The organism is Oceanobacillus sp. NCCP-135 (assembly GCF_059698015.1).
Genome location: NZ_BAAKSZ010000015.1, coordinates 23,760 through 45,423, shown reverse-complemented (window position 1 = coordinate 45,423; position 21,664 = coordinate 23,760). Strand labels below are relative to the sequence as shown.

The following is a 21,664-nucleotide window of genomic DNA, read 5'->3' as shown; positions in this document are numbered from 1 at the left end:
CACCGCATTGATAAAGTCTAAGTAGAATAAATTGGAAAACAGCTTTAATCAATATGAAATGTTTGATATACCTCTCGTTTGGGCAGCTTTCTTTCAGTAGCAACCTGCTTAATTGCCTCTTTGCTAGAAAAATCCTTTTCATTTATATAATAATTCACATGATCCAGCATAGATAAATTACTCCACCATAAAGACGTATCTTCATCACTTCCAGCAGAAGAATCCCCTTCGACAATGATGCAAAATTCTCCTTTTAATTCCTGCGCATCAGTCCAGGCAATAAGTTCTTCTATCGTTCCACGCACATATTCCTCAAAGCGTTTTGTTAATTCCCGAGCAATCACGATTTGCCTCGAACCCATTTTTTCATACATCGTCTTTAATGTTTCCTTGATCCGATACGGAGATTCATAAAAAAGAAGGCTTGCCTTGATGTTCATCAATCGTTCGATCTCTTCTTCTTTATCACGCCTTTTTCTAGGCAAAAACCCATAAAAGTAAAATTCATCCGTTGGCAGTCCTGAGCCAACCAATGCACAAACAGCAGCATTTGCACCAGGTAAAACAACTACAGATAACTCTCTTTCAATTGCTGCTCGAACCAACTCATACCCTGGATCGGATATTGCAGGCATTCCTGCATCACTCACAATCGCAATCGATTCACCATTTCCTATTCGAAAAAGTAATTGCTCCGCTCGGGAAACCTTACTATGCTCATGATAGCTAATTAGTGGGGTGGCTATTTCAAAATGATGGAGCAGCTTCTTTGTATTCCTCGTGTCTTCTGCGGCAATAATCGTTACAGACTTAAGTGTTTTTAAGGCCCGATACGTAATATCCTCAAGATTTCCAATTGGGGTAGGAACAACATATAGAATACCCTGGGAATGATTATCAAAGCTCTTTTGTATTTTCATATTGCATCACTTCTTTCAACTTGTCCCGAATGAGCTGAAGCTTTTCTTTACGGTTTAGTTGTTTGATCTTATATTCCTGTTGCATCGCCTTTTCCTTGGTTGGAAATTTTTCAATATATACCACCTGAAACGGACCTCGTCCCCGTGTATATTTTGCTCCTTTTCCTTCTTTATGCAGCTTAAGCCGATATTCTAAATCATTGGTATATCCTGTATAAAGTGAATTATCCTTGCATTTTAACATATAAACAATATGCTCATGATCTGTCATATATTATATCCTCTGCTTCGTTTGTGTATGTTCCATCTTCATTATAAATGTATAATGGAGCTAAAATCTTCAAATCTGCTTTACCATCGCGAATTCCTTCCACTAATAACATATTAGCATCTTTCCCTTGTTTCGGATAAACAAACTGAAGACGTTTTGGCTCAAGCTTGTATTTCCGAAATAGCTCGATAATATCAATCAGCCTTCCCGGTCGATGAACGATCGCTACTTTTCCACCTGGCCGCACATGTAACTTACATGCTCTCACAACATCCTCCAATGTACAAAGAACTTCATGTCGTGCAATTGTTAAATAGTCATTATGATTATACTCGTTCTTTGAAGGTGTTTTAAAATAAGGTGGATTGCATGTCACTACATCAAAACTGCTTTGCCCTAAAATCGGTTGCATTTCTTTTAAATCACCATGAATGATCGATAGTTGATCTGCTAATCGGTTAAGTTCTATATTTCGTTTGGCCATATCGAAAATTCGCTCCTGAATTTCCACACCGGTAATGTTAGCTTTTGTTCTTTTTGCTAGCAATAGTGGAATGACACCATTACCCGTACACAAATCCAAAATGGTTCCCCTTTTTTTAGGGACATAGGCAAAATGTGCAAGTAATACAGCATCCAATGAGAATGAAAAAGCAGATGGACTTTGAATAATCTTCATACTTTCATCTGCTAATAAGTAGTCGAAGCGTTCATCACCAATTAATTGTACCATAACGTAATCCCTTTCTTAGAGGCTCTCTTTGTCAAATTTGGATGCTTTTTACATCTGCTAATAAAGAAGCTGTCTCAAATTCCCTGAGACAGCTCCTTACTTAACCTACTTTGTTTTATTTAAGAAATCAAGACAGAACATGCAATCTGCGTTTCTTCTTGGACTGCCGAATTCCAGATTACAAATATGGAAGCCTTCCTCATATAGCCTGGCTAAATTATCATATCCTTCACTTGGAAAGCTTTTCTTGGAAGGATTATCACTGGATTGTTCTACTTTACTTTTTTCTGTATGTTGATCTAGGTGATTTCGCAAATTGTGATTTTCCATGGAGAGCCGATGGTTTTCTTCCAATACATCACTTAATCGTCCTTTTAAATCACCAAGCTGTTCATATAATTCGCCAATTTGTTTTTCCATATCCGATACCTGATCAAATATTTGTCTGTTATTCACGCCTAATCACCCCATTATTCTATGGCATCTGCGCTAATATTCCTTCTTCTATTAGTTCATCTAAAGTATATTCCACTACACGATCCTTTTCAGGAATTTCGATTTGAATGAGTCTCTCAAGGATGTTTAACCCAACTACCTTTCCTCTACCATACGGGGTTTTAATAGCTTGTCCAATATCCGGTAATTCACGCTTCGCCGTTTCATAATCATCATTTTCGTACTTCAAGCAACACATCAATCTGCCGCATAATCCGGAAATTTTTGCTGGATTAAGAGAAAGATTTTGATCCTTTGCCATTTTAATAGAAACGGGCTCAAAGTCTCCTAAAAAGGTTGAACAGCATAGCATTCTTCCACATGGACCAATCCCACCCAACATTTTCGCCTCATCACGAACACCGATTTGACGCAGTTCTATCCTTGTTTTAAACATTGCTGCCAGATCTTTTACCAGATCACGAAAATCTACACGACCTTCTGCGGTGAAATAAAAAATAATTTTGTTGCGGTCAAATGTATATTCTACTTCTACTAGATTCATATCTAGCCTATGTTCAATAATCTTGTTTGTACAGGTTTGCAAAGCTTTGTCTGAATGCTCCTGATTTTCGGCAACCTTTAGTTTGTCTTTCTCATCGGCAATTCGGATGACTTTCTTCAAAGGAAGCACTACATCTTCCTCATCCACCTGTTTATTGGCAATCACAACTTTCCCAAATTCAATGCCGCGCACTGTTTCCACAATTACATAGCTATCCAATGAAATGATGTGGTCACCTGGATCAAAATAATATATTTTACCCGCTTTTTTGAAGCGGACACCTATAACTTCAATCATTTATTTCACCTCTGTATTTGAAGTATAAGTTGTTCAATCACTAAAGTTGGATGAACATTTTGCTTCAATTTTCTTTTTGCTTGTAAAATAGCATTTAAAATAGTTACGACTTTTTCCTGTGAAAAATACATCGTTGCTTTTTCAAGCAAGGGTTCATTTGGGGATAGTAACACCATCCCTGCTTTGTTCCCGATATGAAAATAAAGAATATCCTTAAAAGCTAAGAGCAATAAATCCAAGCCTTGCTCCTGAGAGTTTCGTTCTTTAAAATGAGGCACCCAATGATTATGTATAAATAAATAGACATCATCAGGACTCTTTGTAAACATTTCTACTAATTCTACCACTATCTTTCTAGCTGAAGCAAACCACTCATTTTCACTCCAACTGAATGCATCATTCAAATTATTGGTCAGCGCACTCATTAAAATCGCATTCTCTTTTGACATTCCCTTTTCTATTAATTGCTTTTGAAATGAGGCTGGATTCAGCGGCTGTAGATCAATAATCTGACAACGTGACTTAATCGTTGGAAGAATGGACTGACTATTTTCAGTCAGCATAATAGCGGTTGTCTGTTTACTTGGCTCTTCTAAAAACTTCAGAATTCGGTTTGCTGCATTTGTAGTTAATGTATCAGACCCTTTTATTATATAAACTTTCTGACTGGACTCCAGTCCTGTGTAGGTGAATTCTTTTTGTAAATTTCTAATCTGTTCTATTTTAATCGATTGCCCATCTGGCTCAATCCAATGGACATCTGGATGATTACGGGAGTTAATTCGCTTACATGCATTACATTGATGACATGGTTCAACATCTGTTTTATTTCCGCAAAATAAACCCTTTGCAATTAATAAAGCGATGTCCTCTTTACCAGTACCACGTGCTCCTTGGAGCAAATACGCATGAGAAATCCGACTCCTTCTTATGCTGTTTACAATAATTGTACTAGCCAATGGCTGAACTTCCGCCACTTCAGACCATGTTTTCATAAGTATCTATCTCATTTCAATTAAATATATAAGTTAACCAGCAGTCCTTTTATTTCGCCAATCAGGCCAAGGATATCTACTGTCTTTTTTTCCTGGTTCATCATTTCCTCGGTTAACTCCAATAACTTTTCATCAATTTCTTTGACAATTGCCAGTTTTCGATTTTGTCCAGCTAAACCGAAACTATGTGATTTTTGCAAATTGAGTCCGTTATAGACGGTTTCCTGTAAAAAACCTTTTATCATGCGTTTGAATTTCGCTAGATCACGAAATGTGCGGAATCGGGCAAGCTTATCACCTTGTACAGTAATATTCTTCATTAATTGCTGTAATTCCTGCTGCTTTAAACTTTGTGTTTGGGACTGAACCAATTGATTGAATGATTTTGAATCCGTTTTAACCTGACGCGGGTAATTCGGATCTGTTTTTGTTTGCATTTCATGAGTGATTTTCATTGGATCAGTCCTTTGTTTAAAAAATACTACAGCTGTTTTAAAAAAACTATTCTTTAGAATTGAAAAAACGATTCAATTGGCAGAATAAAACAGGTTGCTCCACCCACTTCTACTTTAACAGGCTTTGGAATATAGGAATCTGCATTGCCTCCCATTGGTGAAATAGGTGCAACCATTTGTTCACGATGCGAGCAATTAACCTTAATAACTTCTAAGGCTTCATCTACATATTGATCCTCACAACCAATCATCAGTGTTGTATTACCCTCTTTTAAAAATCCACCAGTTGTAGCCAGCTTGGTTGTTTTAAAATTTTCTTCTCCAAGTGCGTCAACAAGACGATTGGAGTCCTTATCTTGAACAACAGCAATAATTAACTTCATCTTGCATCCCTCCTTTACTTTTTTTGTAAAAAGGAAATAATATAATTCAATGCATCCTGTTCAACCTGTACGATTGTCTGATCTGCATTGATTGTGTGAATCCGATTTGGGAATCGATCTGCAAGTATTTGATAGCCTTGATATACTTCTTCATGAAAATGAATTTTTTCCAAATCCAAACGGTTTCTTTCTCTATCTTTATTCGCCGCGATACGCTCTAATCCCTTTTTTGGTTCAATATCGAAAAATAATGTTAAATCCGGCATACAATCCTTGATCGCAAATTGATTAATAGCAAAAACCTCATCAATTCCAAGCCTATGTGCATACCCTTGATAGGCAAGACTTGAGTCAACGAATCGATCACATAATACAATTTTGCCCGCTTCAAGTGCTGGTAATACCTTCTGTACTAAATGCTGTCTGCGCGCTGCTGCAAACAATAATGCTTCCGTTCGTTTCTCCATTTGTGTATTTTCCGGATCAAGGATGATCTTCCTGATCTGCTCGGCAATATCAATACCACCAGGCTCTCGTGTTGCAAGTACATCATACCCTAGGTTGCTTAACTTTTTATTCAAAGAATGGAGAATAGAGGTTTTACCAGCTCCCTCGCCACCTTCAAATGTTATAAAATTTCCTCTCACGTATCTTCTGCTCCCTCTTCACTTCCTGTAAACCTTGATGCCATTTGCTGCACGCTGCTGGATACGAACACCCTGGATGTTCAATTGTTCGATGACATCTATATGTTTTGCTGTGATTTCTTCTCCTTTAGCGATTAGAGGAATCCCTGGTGGATAAGGAATGACCGCCTCTGCTGCTATATATCCAACTGCCTCTAGAAAAGACACTTGTAATGTCTGTAATTTACTCATTGCTTGATATGACAAAGCTAATTCTTTAATTATTTGTGGAAAAAGCTTTGTTATCTCTATTGTATCATGGTTTGGATTATTTTTTAATTGCTCATTGACTCTTTTCACAGCTTTTTTCAATGGATTCATTTTTTGAAAAGGGGCAAGCCCATGGATAAACAAAATTTGATTATGTGTAACCAGTTCTGGATAGATGTTTTGCCTCTCAAAAAGACTTGCTACATCTTTTGCAGAAATCCCCGGTTCCACCTGTAAGGTTATTTTTAATGGATCATCCGCCGGTACAATACTCCAGTGCTCAGAATCGTTTAAAATTGCGCTTACCTTTGATGCACTTTCAATAACACTCTCGATCGCTTCCCTTTTCATGGTAGCCAAAAAAGACCTTGCTATATCTAAAGATGCCATTAATGGATAGGAAGGGCTGCTCGATTGAATCATCTGTAAATAATACGCAATCCTTTCTTTCGGAATGCGTTCAGATTTCATATGTAAAAAGGAAGTCATCGTCATTGCAGGAGCCATTTTATGGGCTGATTGAACAACGACATCAGCACCAAGTTCAAATGCAGAAGCTGGAAAAGGATCTCCAAGTGAAAAATGTACGCCATGTGCTTCGTCAACCAGCACTGGAATATGATGTTCATGTGCCAACGCAATCATTTCATTTATTTCATAGACTTTCCCAAAATAATCAGGATAGGTCAGCACAATAGCTTTGACATCCGGATAATTTTGTATCGCTTCCTGTAATGTTCTCATAGAAGGGTTTGTATAACGGCCAGCCCCAGAGTCATATTCTGGTGCAATAAAAACCGGCTTTGCCCCACTTAATTCCAGCCCATTCATAATCGACTTATGACAATTACGCTGTACAATTACCTTATCCCCTGCAGAACATGCTGCTAAAATCATTGCCAAATTACCAGCAGTACTCCCACCTACAAGAAAAAATGTATGATCAGACTTGAAATAATCAGCCGCTAATTTTTCCGCCTCGGCAATTGCTTCTGTTGGTGCATGCAGGTCATCAAGGCCTGGGAGCTCTGTCATATCAAGCCTTAAAATGGCATCAAAATACTTGCGTGCATAATCAGGAAAAAGCAATCCATTTTTATGTCCAGGTACATGGAAGGATATTGGATTTTCATCATCAAATAACATTAATGTCTGATAAATAGGGGTTCGGTGCTGCTCCATGATTATCTCTCCGTCTTTTATAAGGTCTCTTTCATTATACTAGACCAACAAAAAAAGCCTTTGCAAGCAAAGACTCTACGAATATAGTTTTGGTTTGTTGACATTTTTTAATTTCCTTAGGTAATAGCTATACTTTTCCTCTCTCGGTTCTGTGTGAATCATATTATGCTCACAGTCCGTACAAATAAACGTGGTATATAGATGAATTCCTCTTTCTTTCTCTTCCTCACAAATACCACATTTTTCAAATGGAATTGTTTGTTTCACTTTCCCCACCTCCGTTAGAAATTAGTATCTCCCAATCTAACAGAATTTATACAAGGAAACTTTGAAACTTTTATATAATAAATAAATGAATCGCAGCAAGGGAGGCTAGTCCAAATAACCCTAAAAAACCTGAAACAATTACTGTAAATAGATTAATAGGAATATGCAGCCCAATTGCCCCCCCGAAAACATTGAAGAAAAATAAAAATAAGATGCCAATACCTAACTTAACGGTAGTATGTCCAATAAAACGCATCGGCTTGGCTGGAGCACCAACTACCAAAAGTAAAACAATTAATCCAATCATAATCGAAATAACGAGTGTAGAACTCAAAGCAAATCAGCCCCTTTATCTTGTCCCCTTTTTAGTACATATGATGGGAAACTTGAAAAAAGAACAGGTTTAAAGGAAACGGATATAGTTATAGGGGAGAAAACATAAAATAACACAATAATCAGGAGTTGATTTATCTATGTTTATAGTGTTTTAAAATTAACATCTTAATTATCAGCCTATTTAACATAGCGTACATAAATCTATCTACCACTGCTAATTGACGTGTTAAAACGTGAACAATTAGAGTGTTGCTTCCATTATTACTTGGAATGATAAATCCAAATCACTTCTGACTTTTTGGAATTTTCAGTTTTGGGATTTTATGTTAAAATATTTATATAGTATGGTGCAAAAGCGTTAAAGTAGGGAAATAACAATACTATTGGGGAAGAGGTGATAAAATTTTCGATGAGATCCACGCCATTCTTCATGAGCTGGATAACTACTATAATATGAACCCTTTTATAGATGATAAAACAAATGAACAAGGGGTTTTTATTGAATTTGAGTCTCAGTTAGATGATTTTGACTATTTGGGTTTGGATGAGAATAAAGAGTAGATTTTTGTGAAAATGAAGTTATGTGATTATTGTGGGTGAATTGGGCCACTTTTGCGGAGTTTTGAGCCAGTCATTGTGGTGAAACATCAGATGATTTAATGTTTATGGCGACGGATACACGGGAAGCAAATTTATGAATCTATCGGATGATATATTTAAAAAAGCCTAACCACTTTTTAATCATTAAAAATCTTTAACTATCTGGTGCATTTCCAAAATAAAAAACACAACGCTGTAATATTGGTATGCTTTGGCAGGGTACAAAAAATGCTGTATAATAAAATTAAAAAAACAACTAAAATGGAGGGGTGATCACTTGAAAAGGTTAAAAGGTTATGAAGCAGAAGTCATAAAAGATATAATTCGAGATGGCGATTCTGCTTTTGAACTAGATGGTAAAAGATATCAGGTTATTTCATTGGAGGCTCCGATTACTACAGTTAAAGAAGATGTTAAAGCAGAGCCTGAGTTAGAACAAAAATTACGACAAGCAAAAAAAGATATATTGTACAACAAAGTATACTCCACCGATGAGATTTTAGAAATGATTGAACAAGGTGAGTTATAATGCAAGTAAAATGGACGGAACAAGCTTTAGAAGGATTTAACAATATTCGTAGCGAACATTTTATTTTTGAAGAGACAATGCAATATAAAAAAATATTAGCAAGCAGAATCCAAGAAAAAATTACTATTGTTGGAACAAGTATTAAAGCAGATCAATCAGAATGGAAAGGCAGCTATAAAGTAATTGTTGATAAATATATCGTTTACTATTCATTTTCAGAAGACCGAACAACCTGTTATATTGAATATTTTAAGCATTTCAGACAAAATAGGTAACTAAGAAAACAGCTTTTTAAAATGGTTCTTAGCTACCTATTTTTCGTTTTTCAAATAACTTTACCACTTATAGCATAAGGTGTCTTATCCCTTGTAACAGTAGCATTTTTAATTAGCTTTTTACAGTCATACATCAATAAAAAAATTAGTCTTGCAAGTGATAAACGTTACGAAATAGGTGGGATACCAAAAATAGAAAATGGTTTTCTAGCTTTAAATTATTCATTTCCTGCCAAGAAAATAACTAATATGGGATTTAATAGCTAAATTCTATTGTCGCTAACAGGGATTAACTAAAGAAAGATTTGTCATTTTAGCTCCTATCGATTATCGTGCTAAAGGGTCAGGTTCTTAAATACGAAAAAACTCATTTCCCAGAATTACTCCGTTCTCTCCAGAGCTCTACAGGGTCTTCTTGCCCTTCCATTAATGGCATTTGTATCATGGAAAGTGCCCGCTCTTCCATTGGCTTTTTCAATTCTTTATAGATATATTCTGATTTACCGAGGCCTACTTCAACGGCATCCTCAACTGATGCGCAATAATAGACCTTTTCAATGCCTGCAAAATACATTGCCGTCAGACACATCGGACAAGGCTCGCCACTGGCATACATTGTGTAACCAGATAGATTATTAGTTTGCAATTGATCCTGAGCTCGCCGAATAGCCAATAACTCTGCATGTCCACTCACATCATAAATTTTGTGAAGCTCATTCACACCCTCAGCTATGGCCCTGTCATCCTTTACCAGTACTGCACCAAATGGCTGGCCACCTTCTCGAACATTTTCTACAGCCAGTTCTACTGCACGTTTCATAAATTTATCCAAATTTAACCCTCCATTTTTTATACTTCAACTAAGATACTACGTTTAAAAGCTACTATAAAAAGACAAGAATGCTATAATAGCGTGTCTTGTCTTTGATGTTTTTTGCAACGTATTCAACTAACGATATCCAATCGCACTCACTTTCCGATGTCTTGCCTCACGCAGTAAAAATAAATACTTCGCTTTTGCGAGTGCTTCAGAACTATGTCCATTTATGGATGGCTCCATACTTCTTTCTACTAATGACTCCATTTGCTTCCATTCATCTTTCAATGTAAAAATTGCATCTAGTAGCTCTTGATCGACATCACGTTTTATTCGTTTCTTCCTCATGTACTTCCACCTAACTTCTACAAATCTCTCCTGCCCTCTAATGCCTTTGACAATGTCACTTCGTCTGCATATTCTAGGTCTCCGCCAACAGGCAGGCCATGTGCAATTCTCGTTGTTTTAATACCTGATGGCTTAACAAGGCGTGAAATATACATTGCTGTTGCTTCTCCTTCGATGTTTGGGTTTGTAGCAAGGATGATTTCCTTTACTTCTTCATCCTTCAAGCGATTTAGCAAATCAGGTACATTGATATCTTCAGGTCCAATCCCATCCATCGGGGATATTGCGCCATGAAGAACATGGTATTTCCCATGGTATTCCTTCATTTTCTCCATGGCAATAACGTCTTTTGGATCCTGTACGACACAAATAATCGATGGATCACGCGATGTATCCTGGCAAATCGAGCATGGATCCTGATCTGTAATATGCCCGCAAATCGAGCAGTGAGATAGCTCCCGTTTTGCATTTACTAAAGCCTTCGCAAAGTTAAGCACATCATCATCTTTCATATTCAAAACAAAAAAAGCCAGGCGGACTGCCGTTTTTGGTCCAATCCCAGGCAATTTTGTAAAACTGTCAATCAGTTTTGAAATTGGTTCTGGATAGTACATTAGAATTCCTCCTAAAAACAAAAGCGAAAGCACCCGTTTAGCAACGTACAAACTGGAGCACTCTGTGACTGCACTTCGTTCGTCCCACCAAAAAGACTTGAAATGAGATAAAGGAAACACGGTGAGCTGGAAGCGAACCGATGTTGACTTATCGCAGTGGAGGAGTGCGAAGTTTGGGGCTGCGATTACTCGCCCCACCGAAAAGATTTGCTAGTTGCTGGGTGCTGAGACTGACGAAAACTAGAACATTCCGGGCATGTTCAACCCTTTCGTGAATTGCCCCATTGTTTCATTCGTTTTATCTTCTATTTGTTTAATGACATCATTTGTTGCTGTGAGAATAAGATCCTGAAGCATTTCGATATCATCCGGATCCACTACCTCTTCTTTTATTTGAACATCTGTAATAACTTTTTGGCCATTTGCAACAACGGTAACCATACCGCCACCTGCAGATGCTTCAAAGCTCATTTCATGCAGCTCATCCTGTGCCTTCATCATTTTCTTTTGCATTTTTTGCATTTGCTTCATCATGCCGTTCATATTTCCCATACCTTTCATGGAAAACGCCTCCTTTAAAATTTTCCTTATTTTTTCTAGCGGGAAGCATAGGGACGGTTCTTGCGCTTCCCTTCCCTTGAAGCATGAGAACCGTCCCCTTGCATCACCCGTTAATCATGAACCTCTAGCAGGTCATCTCCAACAAGCTTTCTTGCCTCTTCCACGAATGGATCGGGTTGCTGTTCATTATTATCAGTGGTTTTTTCTTGATTTTTTATATAATCCGCACGTAAATCCGTCCAATTATTTTCTGGAATTGGAATGAGGCTTAAATTTCTCCCCATTACACTTGCAAGTACGGATTCAACTACCTCTCGATTATCGAGAAATAGGGAACAATGAATTTCATATTTAAATGCTACAACTAGTGCCTCATCAGACGCAGCTACTGGCTTACTATCCTGAATGGTTGCATGTGCAGGTGCATTTGTGCTTTTTAGTTTCGATAAAAAGTTAGCCCATTGTGACTGAGTATTTTTCAGTGCCTGCTTTTCTGCTTGTCGCAATACATTGCGAATTTGTTCATTTGGAACTTTATAGCTGTTTTTGGATCCTCTCGACTGCTGCCTTCTCACCTCACGCTGTGGCGTGGGCTGAGCACTGACAACCGGGTTTTCTTTTAGCATATTTAGTTCTTTTTCCAGTTGTGCTAGTTTATCTGTCAGTTTTACAACTGCTTCGGAATCTGCTTCATTCCCAGATGTTTCTTCACTGTGATAACGATTTGTGATTGTTAATAACGCAATCTCAATAAAGACTTTCGGACTGTTCGTCCATTTTATTTCCTGCTGACATTGGTTTAATTGCATAATTGCATCTTGAATCCAAGCGATTGATACTTCTTTAGTTAATGTGTTAAAGCTCTCATCCACTCTGGCACGTTCCAATAAGCCTTCCAGTGATGATGCACTTTTGAACAGTAATAGATCCCGCATAAAATAGATCAAATCATAGACAAATCGACCCGGGTCTTTTCCATTCTGGATTAATTGATCCAGAAGCTGTAGCGCATGCTGTACATCCTTTTCATGCATTGCCTTTACGATATCGGTCAGGACATTTTGCGAAACTCCACCAGTAACAGCCAATACGTCTTCTAGTTCGACTGAATCGTTACTATATGAAATTGCCTGATCCAAAATACTTAATGCATCACGCATTCCGCCTTCTGCAGCTAAAGCAACTGTTTCCAGTGCTTCCATTGAAACCGAAACATTTTCCTCCCTAATAATCGATTGCATGCGACCAACAATGGCCTGATTTGATATTGGTTTAAAGTCAAAGCGCTGACATCTGGAAAGGATGGTTAATGGAATTTTATGCGGTTCTGTCGTTGCTAATATAAATACCACATGCTTAGGTGGTTCTTCTAATGTTTTTAACAGTGCATTAAATGCATTAACAGAAATCATATGCACTTCATCAATAATATATACCTTGTAAGGTACAGAGCTTGATGCATATTTTACCTTATCACGAATATCCCGGATATCATCAACACTTGTATTTGATGCGGCATCAATTTCAATCACATCAGAAATCGAACCATCCTGAATTCCACGGCATGCCGCACATTCATTACATGGCTCTTTAACAGGGGAACGCTCGCAGTTGATTGTTTTCGCAAAAATCTTCGCAGCACTCGTTTTTCCTGTACCCCTTGGACCGGAAAAAAGGTAAGCATGTGAAAATTTTTCCTGAACAATCGCATTCTGCAATGTTCGGGTTATATGTGTTTGTCCAACAACGTCCTGGAATTCCCTAGGACGCCAGACGCGATATAATGCTTGATAGCTCATAATACATACCCCTCTATGATCTCTTATTAATTATACCCGATTTGAGGGGTGAATGTGAACCAATTTAGTATTTTTTCGTATGTGAGAGTAATAAGTTGAGAGGAAACATCGTTAAGTTGAGAGACAAGTGGCTGAAGTTGAAACATAGCAGGTTGAAGTTGAGAGAAATCTGCTTTTTCCATTCGTATGTCTCAACTTTACCCTTGAGTCTCTCAACTTTCATGTATTATCTCTCAACTTTGTGGCTATATCTCTCAACTTCCATGCATTATGTCTCAACTTTATGGCTATATCTCTCAACTAATAGAAAAACCTTCTGCCAATACTGACAGAAGGTTTTTCCCATATGTACGCCGCGCACCCACCATCGATGTGACAACCCTATGCGTTACTTAAGTTCATGGCTCAGCCTAGGCTTCCCTGCGGCACACAGAAAATACCACTTACTGCTGCTTCCTTCCAGACCTGACAGAATTCATGGGTTTCTGTTGCGCAGGACCTGAGCGTCAACACCACTCCCTTAAGGCAGACCATAAAGTCACCCCACCTAAGATGGGAATTCGACCTCGCTATAGCGGATTGCGAGTACAGGGCACCGCTACCTCCCCGCTTAGCACGGCACTATTTATTATAACGATTTTGCATTCAGAATGCAATGGAAAATATCGTCATTTCCGTTTATTTCTTAACTTCTTGAAAAAATCAGTCAGCAGCTGCCCGCATTCTTTTTCCAATACACCACTCGTTACGTCCACCTGATGATTAAACCGCTTATCATCAAGTAAGTTCATTAATGTACCCGCACAACCTGCCTTCGGATCGGCTGCACCAAAAACGACACGTTTTATCCGTGATTGCACAATTGCCCCTGCACACATGGGACAGGGCTCGAGTGTCACATAAAGTGTACAATCCTCTAGGCGCCAACTGCCAATTTTTTCATTTGCCTCCTGGATTGCGATAAGCTCAGCATGGGATAACGTCGTTTGCGATGATTCCCTTAGATTATATCCCGCAGCAATTATTTCGCCTTCATATACAATAACAGCCCCAATCGGCACTTCGTTTAATGCACGGGCCTTTTCTGCCTCTTCCATCGCTGCACACATATATTTTTCATCATTCATTTTGATCACAACGTTTCATTAAAAGTTTGAAAAAAGCTAAATAGGAAATAATTAATTAAAAAGCGAGTTCAAAAGGAGGATAAAAAGAACCAAGAAATTCGAGGCGGCGTAGCTTTGAGTAGCGGAACGTATGCAGTTGATACGAGAGCAACGGAAAAGCAAGTCAACGAAGAAATTCGATGTGTCATTTTTACCGGACTTTTTGAACATACATTAAAAAGCACAAAGGAGTTCCTAAATGAATACAACCCTATCAAATACTGCAGTACTATTTGTAGATATTATAAATGACTTTGATTTTGACGGTGGAGATAAACTGCTCAAGCATACCGAAAAAATTCTGCCAAATCTAAAAAAGTTAAAAGCATTTGCTAAAGAAAACAATCTGCCCACCATCTATGTTAATGATCATTACGGCCTGTGGCAAGCAGATTTCGGCAAAATAATTGATCATTGTAAAAATGATGCAAGTCAGCATATCATCGATGCACTAAAGCCCAACGATGATGACTATTTTTTAATTAAACCACAGCATTCCGCCTTTTTTCAAACACCACTTCAATCACTGCTCAATGAATTGAAGAAAACAGAGCTGATCATGGCTGGAATTGCTGGAGACATTTGTATTTTATTTACAGCTAAAGATGCCTATATGTATCAATTTGCCATGCATATTCCCGAAAATTGCATGGCATCTGAAAAAAAGGATAATAATGATTATGCCTTGTACCTCATGAATTCTGTTATGAAGGCAAATATTAAACCATTCTAAAATAGCATATATAAGCCTTCCTTCTCATAAAGTGTAAATAGAAAACCTTTGGAAGGAGGGGTAATTTTGCAAATACATGTTGTACAAAATGGCGAAAACTTATATGGGATCGCTGCTACATACAGTACCTCTGTCACAGCAATCATTGATGCAAATGAACTGGTGGCACCGGATAATCTTGTTGTTGGGCAAGCACTTGTTATTCCTATTATTGGTCAGTTTTATTTTGTTCAGCCTGGTGATAGTTTATATTCCATTGCTCAGGAGTTTAACATGACCTATCAGGAGCTGGCAGGGATCAATAATTTCCCTGTAGATAGCATGCTGCCTGTCGGACTACGATTATATATTCCGCCCCAGGCAAAAAGACCAATTACAAGCATTGCATATATTGAGCCTATGGGCGGATCACTATCCGAAACATTAGAAAATGCTGCTGCAAAGAATGCTCCATACCTTACGTACCTTGCCCATTTCAGCTATAACGTAAATCGGGATGGTTCGCTTACTGCACCTCCATTAGGCAACTTACCGCAAATTGCTGATGCGAATAATACCGCATTAATGCTTGTGATTACGAATCTGGAAGAGGGCGCATTCAGCTCTGAATTAGCACATATTATCCTGACTGTTCAATCCGTACAAAATGCGTTATTAGATAACATTGTCAATACAGCCACTACCGTTGGTTATACAGACGTACATTTTGACTTTGAATTTATACCACCAGAGGATCGAGAAGCGTATAATAATTTTTTACGGCAGGCAAAAGATCGCCTATCACAAGTCGGCGTGCTACTCTCAACCGCACTTGCACCAAAAATAAGTGCCGAGCAAACGGGTGTTCTCTATGAAGCACATGACTATGCTGCACATGGCGAAATCGCTGACCTTGTCGTATTGATGACCTATGAATGGGGGTATAGTGCCGGACCTGCAATGGCAGTTTCACCAATTGATCAGGTCAGAAGGGTAGTTGAATATGCATTAACAGTCATTCCTGCTGAGAAGATTTTATTAGGGCAAAATTTATACGGATATGATTGGACACTTCCATTTGTTCAGGGCGGGGAGCTGGCACGAGCAATCAGTCCGCAGCAGGCAATAGCTTTAGCTAGAGAACAAAATGCCGTCATACAATATGATACGACAGCACAAGCACCTTTCTTTACCTACACGGATGCAGAGGGAAACCAGCATGAAGTATGGTTTGAGGATGCTAGATCCATTCAGGCAAAATTTAATTTGATTAAAGAACTGGACTTACACGGAATTGCCTATTGGAAGCTTGGATTAGCATTTCCGCAAAATTGGCTTTTGCTGGATGATAACTTTGTGATTACTAAATTGGAATAAATAAGGAAGAGCCCAAATGTTTAGTGATTGGGCTCTTTTTCTAGCAAAGTAAGAAACTATAAACGAAATTGGCTTTTTCACCGTTTTCTTCCAATCTTACTTCTGGTCTTTAACCTCTGGAAAGACGCTTTAGCGTTTTTCTCATTCTATTTCAATAGCTTTAAAGCCTCTCGGTTAAATGCTGGAATATCATCAGGCTGACGACTTGTTACAAGTTGATTCTGGCAAACAACAACTTCCTTATCCACTACGTTTGCACCTGCATATTCCATATCCACCTGGATCGATTTATACCCTGTAGCATCCCTGCCTTCGAGTGATTTTGCAGTGATTAATAGTTGTGGTCCGTGACAAATCGCAAAGACAGGCTTCTTCTCGTCCATAAAATGCTTTGCAAATGTTACAAAGCGGTCGTCTGCACGTAATTGATCTGGTGAGAATCCACCTGGAATAAACAAGGCATCAAAGTCATTTGGATTTGCATCATTAATTCCCAGATCGATGGTAACAGTTGCTTCCTTATTTTTCCCAGTAACTTGTTTTCCTTTTTCCTTCTCAATTGCAATAACTTCATGACCAGCCTCTTTATATGTTTTCACAGGTTCTGTATATTCAACGTCTTCAAACATATTTGTTATAACTGTTGCTATTTTTTTACCCATTTAACATCCGCTCCTTTTGAGAAGTATTACATAAGTAGGTATTCCCAAGCTGGGCTGAGCTAAAACATATTTTTTCTCATTCCCATTAGTGCTCGTAGCTCATTTTCATTATGGATTAAATCTTTTATCGTATACTCATCAAGTACTTTAAAAAATGCATGCAGTGCTTTATTTAAAGCATGCTTTAGTGTACAGCCTGGTGAAATAACACAGTGATTCTCTCCCTTGTCAAAGCATTCCAGTAAAACAAAATCATTCTCAAGTTGACGTACAATTAACCCAACATTAATTTGGTCTGCAGGTTTAGATAGCCGAATTCCACCATTTCTCCCTCTAGTTGTTTCAATCAAGTCGAGTTTACTTAACTCGAACACAATTTTACCCAAATGATGCTGAGATATGTTATACACCTCAGAAATTTCTTTGATACTGGCTAGTTCTTCTTCTGATTTCATTCCAGTAAAAATTAACACGCGTAATGCATAATCTGTATATTTTTTTAAATTCATATTATTTTCCCCTTGTTAGTAACTTCACATTATTGTAACACAAACTTCGATTTACCCTATTGCAACAGTGTTAATATTAATTATACAATAAACATGTATTCAAAATACATGTTTAAATATTAAAGGGAGTGCTTTAGTATGACAATAGCAACTGCTATAGGATTGGACAAGCAAACGAGAGATATTGTAAAAGCTACTGTACCAGTATTACAAGAACATGGTGAGAAAATTACAAAACAATTTTATCAATTAATGTTTGAAAACCATCCAGAATTAAAAAATATTTTCAATCAGACAAATCAACGTAAAGGGAATCAATCCAAAGCTTTAGCAGGAGCCATCTATGCGGCAGCTGCTAATATTGATAATTTAGAAGCTATTCTACCTGATGTGAAATTAATTTCACATAAACATAAGAGCTTAAATATTAAACCAGAGCATTATCCAATCGTTGGAAAGTATTTATTATTGGCAATCAAGGATGTACTAGGTGAAGCAGCTACTGATGACATAATGGTTGCATGGGAAAAGGCATATGGTGTTATTGCTGATGTATTTATCTCTATCGAAAAAGAAATGTATGAGGAAACAAAAAGCACAGTCGGCGGATGGCTTGATTTCCGCAACTTTAAAGTAACGAAAAAGGTTGTTGAAAGTGATGTTATTACATCATTTTATCTGGAGCCTGCAGATGGAAATCCCTTTCCTGTGTATCAAGCTGGACAATACATCACAGTAAAGGCCGAAATTGAAGGAGAAGCACATAATCATCTGCGTCAATACAGTTTATCCTGTGCCCCGGGTGAAGGTGTCTATCGTATTAGTGTAAAACGTGAAGATGCAATTGGTGATAATCCTGCTGGTGTCGTATCAACCTTTTTGCATGAACATCTTGAGGAAGGTGATATTTTGCCAATTAGTGCCCCATCTGGAGAATTTATACTGGACATGAAGGATACTCGGGCCTTAGTTTTAATGAGTGGTGGGGTTGGTCTAACTCCAATGATGAGCATGCTTGAAACAGTTATCAAGGAGCAACCGGAGCGTGAAGTAATCTTCATTCATGCAGCCAGATCTGGAAGCGTTCATGCCATGAAAGAGCGGGTTAATGAAATTGCCAGTAGCTATGAAAACGTAAGATCCTATACGGTATATGATCGTCCTGAAGCAAATGAACAATGTGATAAAGAAGGTTATATTGATTCTGAATGGCTCAGGAAGATTCTTCCAACAAATGATGCGGCATTTTATTTCTGTGGACCTAAAGGATTTATGCGTGCAGCTTATCAAAACTTGAAAAAAAATCATGTAGCAGATGCAGATATCCATTTTGAAATTTTTGGCCCTGCTGAAGATATTACTGCATAAGTTAACGGGAGCTTCTGCATTGCCTGGGGGAGCTCCTGTTATTTATTTACAAAGCTTCCTATTTTATCAAAGTTATTGTAAATCTGTGTTGGCGTCACGTATTTCTTTGATGTGGGATCAAACCCCCGCTCTGTTAGATCAACTTTACCTTCACTTCCAAAATAATAGGCCTGCCAAATATACTTGGAGCAATAATTTAATTCAAAATCTGCCAAATCCCTTGTGAAAGTGTATTTTTTAACTTTTTCTATATTCTGCTTTGCCCATTTTGCAGCTTCTTCTGTTATCTCTTCATTTTTATTTCTAAGTATGGTTAGCTTTTCACCCTTTTTGTGTCTGCTCAAATATATTGGCATACTATCCGCATGTCCCTTATTGCCCCAGCGATTTACATGATAGATTCGGTAATTTTCTCCAATAATACCTGCATGTCCAACCATAAACGATGATAAGGCTGTCTTATGTGAATAGATAACATCACCTGGCTTCATAAGGATTGCTGTATAAGGATAAATATGAACAGGATCATCCATCATGTCAGCCACATCACATTTTTCCATGTCTGTTTTCTCCTTTAAGAAAGAAAAACTCTAACTACCGCCAAAAAATGACGGGAAGTCAAAGTTTTCCCTAACCTTTTCTATCTTATTCCTCTAATGTGGATGTGTCACCAGTCGGTAGGCCAAGCTCCCATGATTTCAAGAGTCTGCGCATGATTTTACCACTGCGTGTTTTCGGAATCGAGTCACGGATTTCCATTTCACGTGGTGCTGCATGACCTGCCAGGCCTGTTTTTACAAACTGACGAATATCTTCAAGCAGTTCATCAGATTTTTCATAGCCGTCATTTAATGTAATGAATGCTTTGATAATTTCGCCACGTTCCGGATCAGGTTTTCCAATAACACCTGCCTCAGCAACTGCCTCATGTTCAATTAGTTTACTTTCGACTTCAAATGGGCCAACTCGCTCACCAGATGTATTGATCACATCATCCAGGCGACCCTGGAACCAAAAATAACCATCCTCATCCATATAAGCACTATCACCAGATACATACCAACCATTAATAAAATAACTATCAAATTTCTCTGGTCTATTCCATATTGCACGCATCATCGCCGGCCAACCTTCTTTAATGGCCAAATTCCCCATTTGATTCGGTGGAAGCTCATTTCCTTCATTATCAACAATGGCTGCTTCAATACCTGGAATTGGTTTTCCCATCGACCCTGGGCGGATTTCCATTGAAGGTATGTTTACAACAAGCTGTGCGCCCGTTTCCGTCATCCACCATGTATCATGGATTCGTAAATTAAATGCTTTTACTCCCCAAGTAATCACCTCAGGATTTAATGGTTCACCAACACTCATGAAGTGTCTTAATGATGATAAATTATATTTGTTGACAGTTTCTTCGCCAGCACTTAATAGTTTGCGAAGAGCTGTAGGAGCAGTATACCAAACAGTTACTTTATACTTTTCTAAGGTTGAATACCAATCATCTGGTGTGAACCGTCCGCCTCGAATTACATTTGTTACACCATGCAGCCACGGCGCAAATATACCATAGCTTGTACCCGTTACCCAGCCAGGGTCTGCTGTACACCAATATACATCATCTTCTTTTAAATCCAGCACCCATTCAGCTGTAGCATAATGCTGAATCATCGCATTATGCACGTGATATACGCCCTTTGGTTTACCTGTAGAACCGGAAGTATAATGCAGCAGCATGCCATCTTCCAAATCTACCCATTCGATGTCAAAGTTAGGGGAAGCTCCCTCCATTTCTTTCTTATAATCAATATAATGATCCGCCGTTTCCTTATGATCTCCAACAAGAACAATTTTTTCCAAATCCGGTAAATCACCCTGTGGTACCCTGTAAAGCAATTCAGGTGTTGTAATAAGGACTTTTGCTTCGCTATCCTGCAGGCGATCACGTACAGCCTGTTCCATGAATGCTTCAAACAACGGTCCAGCAATTGCTCCCGTTTTTAAAATACCAAAGAATGCTGCGTAGAATTCAGGACTTCTTGGCATGAATAAAAATACACGATCCTCTTTAGCAACATTATATTTCTTTAATACATTAGCAAACCTGTTACTTTGCTCGCTTAACTGACCAAAAGTCACCTTCTCTTCTCGATCTGGTGAGGAATATAACAAGGCAACTTTGTCTTTTTTAGCTGGATTCTCAGCATGACGATCAACTGCCTCATGCGCTATATTAACCTTTCCAGTTTCATTCCAGGAAAAGTTCTTTTTCACATCTTCCCAGGAAAAAGATTTACGCATCTCCTCATAGTTTTGTAGATTATGATTCCCATTTGTTGCAGGTATATGCTGCATTTCCATCCAATCACCTCATCATATAGTTTAGAAATCGCTTGCAATAGATGTAACAAAAAATCAATTAGAAATTATTTAAACATTATGGTAACTACTCCTAGTTTAGAACATTTTATGACAATTTTAAAGTATTTAATTCAAAACCAGTATAAAAAGACACGTTTATGTCTTTTTAAACGTGTCTAAATACTAGTTTATCACGTATTAACGGGCTGTTATACCCCCACCTCAAGCGTG

27 protein-coding genes and 1 other RNA gene are annotated in these 21,664 nt (G+C 38.1%); 5 read left to right on the top strand and 23 right to left on the bottom strand.

Annotated elements, in window-relative coordinates:
* Positions 1–44: 44 nt before the first annotated feature.
* The 12 genes from rsmI to AC6HVZ_RS11775 form a co-directional block, all read right to left on the bottom strand.
* Entirely contained in the window at positions 45–920 is an 876-nt protein-coding gene (gene rsmI, locus AC6HVZ_RS11830; protein WP_497558373.1) for a 16S rRNA (cytidine(1402)-2'-O)-methyltransferase, read from the bottom strand.
* A complete protein-coding gene (locus AC6HVZ_RS11825) occupies positions 898–1,191 on the bottom strand; it encodes a GIY-YIG nuclease family protein (RefSeq protein ID WP_497558372.1) in 294 nt (97 codons plus the stop codon). The genes rsmI and AC6HVZ_RS11825 overlap by 23 nt, the downstream gene beginning before the upstream one ends.
* Positions 1,178–1,924 (bottom strand): tRNA1(Val) (adenine(37)-N6)-methyltransferase, encoded by a 747-nt coding sequence (locus tag AC6HVZ_RS11820; RefSeq protein ID WP_497558371.1) that lies wholly within the window; start codon positions 1,922–1,924, stop codon positions 1,178–1,180. The genes AC6HVZ_RS11825 and AC6HVZ_RS11820 overlap by 14 nt, the downstream gene beginning before the upstream one ends.
* Before the next feature lie 105 nt (positions 1,925–2,029).
* Positions 2,030–2,380: a DNA replication initiation control protein YabA gene (gene yabA / locus AC6HVZ_RS11815; RefSeq protein WP_497558370.1), complete on the bottom strand. Its 351-nt coding sequence runs from the start codon at positions 2,378–2,380 to the stop codon at positions 2,030–2,032.
* 19 nt (positions 2,381–2,399) lie between these two features.
* A complete protein-coding gene (locus AC6HVZ_RS11810; RefSeq protein ID WP_497558369.1) occupies positions 2,400–3,221 on the bottom strand; it encodes a PSP1 domain-containing protein in 822 nt (273 codons plus the stop codon).
* 5 nt (positions 3,222–3,226) lie between these two features.
* Positions 3,227–4,216: a DNA polymerase III subunit delta' gene (gene holB / locus AC6HVZ_RS11805; RefSeq protein ID WP_497558368.1), complete on the bottom strand. Its 990-nt coding sequence runs from the start codon at positions 4,214–4,216 to the stop codon at positions 3,227–3,229.
* Positions 4,217–4,236: 20 nt separating this feature from the next.
* Positions 4,237–4,671, bottom strand: coding sequence for a YaaR family protein (locus AC6HVZ_RS11800; RefSeq protein ID WP_497558367.1), 435 nt, complete (start codon positions 4,669–4,671; stop codon positions 4,237–4,239).
* A gap of 53 nt (positions 4,672–4,724) precedes the next feature.
* On the bottom strand, positions 4,725–5,054 hold the full coding sequence (darA, locus tag AC6HVZ_RS11795) for a cyclic di-AMP receptor DarA (protein WP_497558366.1): 330 nt from the start codon (positions 5,052–5,054) through the stop codon (positions 4,725–4,727).
* 14 nt (positions 5,055–5,068) lie between these two features.
* Complete coding sequence (gene tmk, locus AC6HVZ_RS11790) at positions 5,069–5,701, bottom strand: dTMP kinase (protein WP_497558365.1); 633 nt, start codon at positions 5,699–5,701, stop codon at positions 5,069–5,071.
* A gap of 18 nt (positions 5,702–5,719) precedes the next feature.
* A complete protein-coding gene (locus AC6HVZ_RS11785; protein ID WP_497558364.1) occupies positions 5,720–7,132 on the bottom strand; it encodes an aminotransferase class I/II-fold pyridoxal phosphate-dependent enzyme in 1,413 nt (470 codons plus the stop codon).
* Between the two features lie 75 nt (positions 7,133–7,207).
* Positions 7,208–7,399: a sigma factor G inhibitor Gin gene (locus AC6HVZ_RS11780; protein ID WP_497558363.1), complete on the bottom strand. Its 192-nt coding sequence runs from the start codon at positions 7,397–7,399 to the stop codon at positions 7,208–7,210.
* Between the two features lie 70 nt (positions 7,400–7,469).
* Positions 7,470–7,733: a pro-sigmaK processing inhibitor BofA family protein gene (locus AC6HVZ_RS11775; RefSeq protein ID WP_497558362.1), complete on the bottom strand. Its 264-nt coding sequence runs from the start codon at positions 7,731–7,733 to the stop codon at positions 7,470–7,472.
* A gap of 879 nt (positions 7,734–8,612) precedes the next feature.
* Between AC6HVZ_RS11775 and AC6HVZ_RS11770 the strand changes: the two genes are divergently transcribed.
* Both AC6HVZ_RS11770 and AC6HVZ_RS11765 read left to right on the top strand, forming a co-directional pair.
* Complete coding sequence (locus tag AC6HVZ_RS11770; protein WP_497558361.1) at positions 8,613–8,864, top strand: hypothetical protein; 252 nt, start codon at positions 8,613–8,615, stop codon at positions 8,862–8,864.
* Positions 8,864–9,139 carry a hypothetical protein gene (locus tag AC6HVZ_RS11765; protein ID WP_497558360.1) on the top strand — a complete coding sequence of 92 codons (276 nt, stop codon included), beginning with the start codon at positions 8,864–8,866 and terminating at the stop codon, positions 9,137–9,139. The genes AC6HVZ_RS11770 and AC6HVZ_RS11765 overlap by 1 nt, the downstream gene beginning before the upstream one ends.
* A 367-nt stretch (positions 9,140–9,506) precedes the next feature.
* Here AC6HVZ_RS11765 and AC6HVZ_RS11760 read toward each other — a convergent pair whose 3' ends face one another.
* The 7 genes from AC6HVZ_RS11760 to tadA form a co-directional block, all read right to left on the bottom strand.
* Positions 9,507–9,971, bottom strand: coding sequence for a nucleoside deaminase (locus tag AC6HVZ_RS11760; RefSeq protein WP_497558359.1), 465 nt, complete (start codon positions 9,969–9,971; stop codon positions 9,507–9,509).
* A gap of 117 nt (positions 9,972–10,088) precedes the next feature.
* The gene (locus AC6HVZ_RS11755) at positions 10,089–10,304 is read right to left on the bottom strand and encodes a YaaL family protein (protein ID WP_497558358.1); all 216 of its coding nucleotides are present in this window, start codon (positions 10,302–10,304) and stop codon (positions 10,089–10,091) included.
* 17 nt (positions 10,305–10,321) lie between these two features.
* Entirely contained in the window at positions 10,322–10,918 is a 597-nt protein-coding gene (gene recR, locus AC6HVZ_RS11750; RefSeq protein ID WP_497558357.1) for a recombination mediator RecR, read from the bottom strand.
* Positions 10,919–11,158: 240 nt separating this feature from the next.
* On the bottom strand, positions 11,159–11,479 hold the full coding sequence (locus AC6HVZ_RS11745) for a YbaB/EbfC family nucleoid-associated protein (RefSeq protein WP_497558356.1): 321 nt from the start codon (positions 11,477–11,479) through the stop codon (positions 11,159–11,161).
* A gap of 110 nt (positions 11,480–11,589) precedes the next feature.
* Positions 11,590–13,278 carry a DNA polymerase III subunit gamma/tau gene (gene dnaX / locus AC6HVZ_RS11740; protein ID WP_497558355.1) on the bottom strand — a complete coding sequence of 563 codons (1,689 nt, stop codon included), beginning with the start codon at positions 13,276–13,278 and terminating at the stop codon, positions 11,590–11,592.
* 353 nt (positions 13,279–13,631) lie between these two features.
* An RNA gene (ffs, locus tag AC6HVZ_RS11735) (signal recognition particle sRNA large type) lies at positions 13,632–13,897 on the bottom strand.
* A 49-nt stretch (positions 13,898–13,946) separates the two neighbouring features.
* The gene (gene tadA, locus AC6HVZ_RS11730; protein ID WP_497558354.1) at positions 13,947–14,405 is read right to left on the bottom strand and encodes a tRNA adenosine(34) deaminase TadA; all 459 of its coding nucleotides are present in this window, start codon (positions 14,403–14,405) and stop codon (positions 13,947–13,949) included.
* A gap of 238 nt (positions 14,406–14,643) precedes the next feature.
* Between tadA and AC6HVZ_RS11725 the strand changes: the two genes are divergently transcribed.
* Positions 14,644–15,177, top strand: a complete 534-nt coding sequence (locus AC6HVZ_RS11725) for a cysteine hydrolase family protein (protein ID WP_497558353.1) — start codon at positions 14,644–14,646, stop codon at positions 15,175–15,177.
* A gap of 66 nt (positions 15,178–15,243) precedes the next feature.
* Entirely contained in the window at positions 15,244–16,533 is a 1,290-nt protein-coding gene (locus tag AC6HVZ_RS11720; protein WP_497558352.1) for a LysM peptidoglycan-binding domain-containing protein, read from the top strand.
* 146 nt (positions 16,534–16,679) lie between these two features.
* Here the strand turns inward: AC6HVZ_RS11720 and AC6HVZ_RS11715 are convergent, their stop codons facing one another.
* Positions 16,680–17,195 carry a type 1 glutamine amidotransferase domain-containing protein gene (locus AC6HVZ_RS11715; RefSeq protein WP_497558351.1) on the bottom strand — a complete coding sequence of 172 codons (516 nt, stop codon included), beginning with the start codon at positions 17,193–17,195 and terminating at the stop codon, positions 16,680–16,682.
* Positions 17,196–17,254: 59 nt separating this feature from the next.
* Positions 17,255–17,704 (bottom strand): RrF2 family transcriptional regulator, encoded by a 450-nt coding sequence (locus tag AC6HVZ_RS11710; RefSeq protein ID WP_497558350.1) that lies wholly within the window; start codon positions 17,702–17,704, stop codon positions 17,255–17,257.
* 138 nt (positions 17,705–17,842) lie between these two features.
* On the opposite strand from AC6HVZ_RS11710, the gene hmpA reads away from it, so the two are divergent.
* Positions 17,843–19,072, top strand: coding sequence for an NO-inducible flavohemoprotein (hmpA, locus tag AC6HVZ_RS11705; RefSeq protein WP_497558349.1), 1,230 nt, complete (start codon positions 17,843–17,845; stop codon positions 19,070–19,072).
* A 38-nt stretch (positions 19,073–19,110) separates the two neighbouring features.
* Here hmpA and AC6HVZ_RS11700 read toward each other — a convergent pair whose 3' ends face one another.
* Positions 19,111–19,632: a hypothetical protein gene (locus tag AC6HVZ_RS11700; protein ID WP_497558348.1), complete on the bottom strand. Its 522-nt coding sequence runs from the start codon at positions 19,630–19,632 to the stop codon at positions 19,111–19,113.
* An 85-nt stretch (positions 19,633–19,717) separates the two neighbouring features.
* Positions 19,718–21,433 (bottom strand): acetate--CoA ligase, encoded by a 1,716-nt coding sequence (acsA, locus tag AC6HVZ_RS11695; RefSeq protein WP_497558347.1) that lies wholly within the window; start codon positions 21,431–21,433, stop codon positions 19,718–19,720.
* Positions 21,434–21,664 lie beyond the last annotated feature (231 nt).

Bases quoted from the DNA above. Each gene is read 5' to 3' on its own strand.
- rsmI (WP_497558373.1), bottom strand. From the start codon at position 920: ATGAAAATACAAAAGAGCTTTGATAATCATTCCCAGGGTATTCTATAT.
- AC6HVZ_RS11825 (WP_497558372.1), bottom strand. From the start codon at position 1,191: ATGACAGATCATGAGCATATTGTTTATATGTTAAAATGCAAGGATAAT.
- AC6HVZ_RS11820 (WP_497558371.1), bottom strand. From the start codon at position 1,924: ATGGTACAATTAATTGGTGATGAACGCTTCGACTACTTATTAGCAGAT.
- AC6HVZ_RS11810 (WP_497558369.1), bottom strand. From the start codon at position 3,221: ATGATTGAAGTTATAGGTGTCCGCTTCAAAAAAGCGGGTAAAATATAT.
- holB (WP_497558368.1), bottom strand. From the start codon at position 4,216: ATGAAAACATGGTCTGAAGTGGCGGAAGTTCAGCCATTGGCTAGTACA.
- AC6HVZ_RS11800 (WP_497558367.1), bottom strand. From the start codon at position 4,671: ATGAAAATCACTCATGAAATGCAAACAAAAACAGATCCGAATTACCCG.
- darA (WP_497558366.1), bottom strand. From the start codon at position 5,054: ATGAAGTTAATTATTGCTGTTGTTCAAGATAAGGACTCCAATCGTCTT.
- AC6HVZ_RS11785 (WP_497558364.1), bottom strand. From the start codon at position 7,132: ATGGAGCAGCACCGAACCCCTATTTATCAGACATTAATGTTATTTGAT.
- AC6HVZ_RS11765 (WP_497558360.1), top strand. From the start codon at position 8,864: ATGCAAGTAAAATGGACGGAACAAGCTTTAGAAGGATTTAACAATATT.
- AC6HVZ_RS11755 (WP_497558358.1), bottom strand. From the start codon at position 10,304: ATGAGGAAGAAACGAATAAAACGTGATGTCGATCAAGAGCTACTAGAT.
- recR (WP_497558357.1), bottom strand. From the start codon at position 10,918: ATGTACTATCCAGAACCAATTTCAAAACTGATTGACAGTTTTACAAAA.
- AC6HVZ_RS11745 (WP_497558356.1), bottom strand. From the start codon at position 11,479: ATGAAAGGTATGGGAAATATGAACGGCATGATGAAGCAAATGCAAAAA.
- dnaX (WP_497558355.1), bottom strand. From the start codon at position 13,278: ATGAGCTATCAAGCATTATATCGCGTCTGGCGTCCTAGGGAATTCCAG.
- tadA (WP_497558354.1), bottom strand. From the start codon at position 14,405: ATGAATGATGAAAAATATATGTGTGCAGCGATGGAAGAGGCAGAAAAG.
- AC6HVZ_RS11725 (WP_497558353.1), top strand. From the start codon at position 14,644: ATGAATACAACCCTATCAAATACTGCAGTACTATTTGTAGATATTATA.
- AC6HVZ_RS11715 (WP_497558351.1), bottom strand. From the start codon at position 17,195: ATGGGTAAAAAAATAGCAACAGTTATAACAAATATGTTTGAAGACGTT.
- AC6HVZ_RS11710 (WP_497558350.1), bottom strand. From the start codon at position 17,704: ATGAATTTAAAAAAATATACAGATTATGCATTACGCGTGTTAATTTTT.
- hmpA (WP_497558349.1), top strand. From the start codon at position 17,843: ATGACAATAGCAACTGCTATAGGATTGGACAAGCAAACGAGAGATATT.
- AC6HVZ_RS11700 (WP_497558348.1), bottom strand. From the start codon at position 19,632: ATGGAAAAATGTGATGTGGCTGACATGATGGATGATCCTGTTCATATT.
- acsA (WP_497558347.1), bottom strand. From the start codon at position 21,433: ATGGAAATGCAGCATATACCTGCAACAAATGGGAATCATAATCTACAA.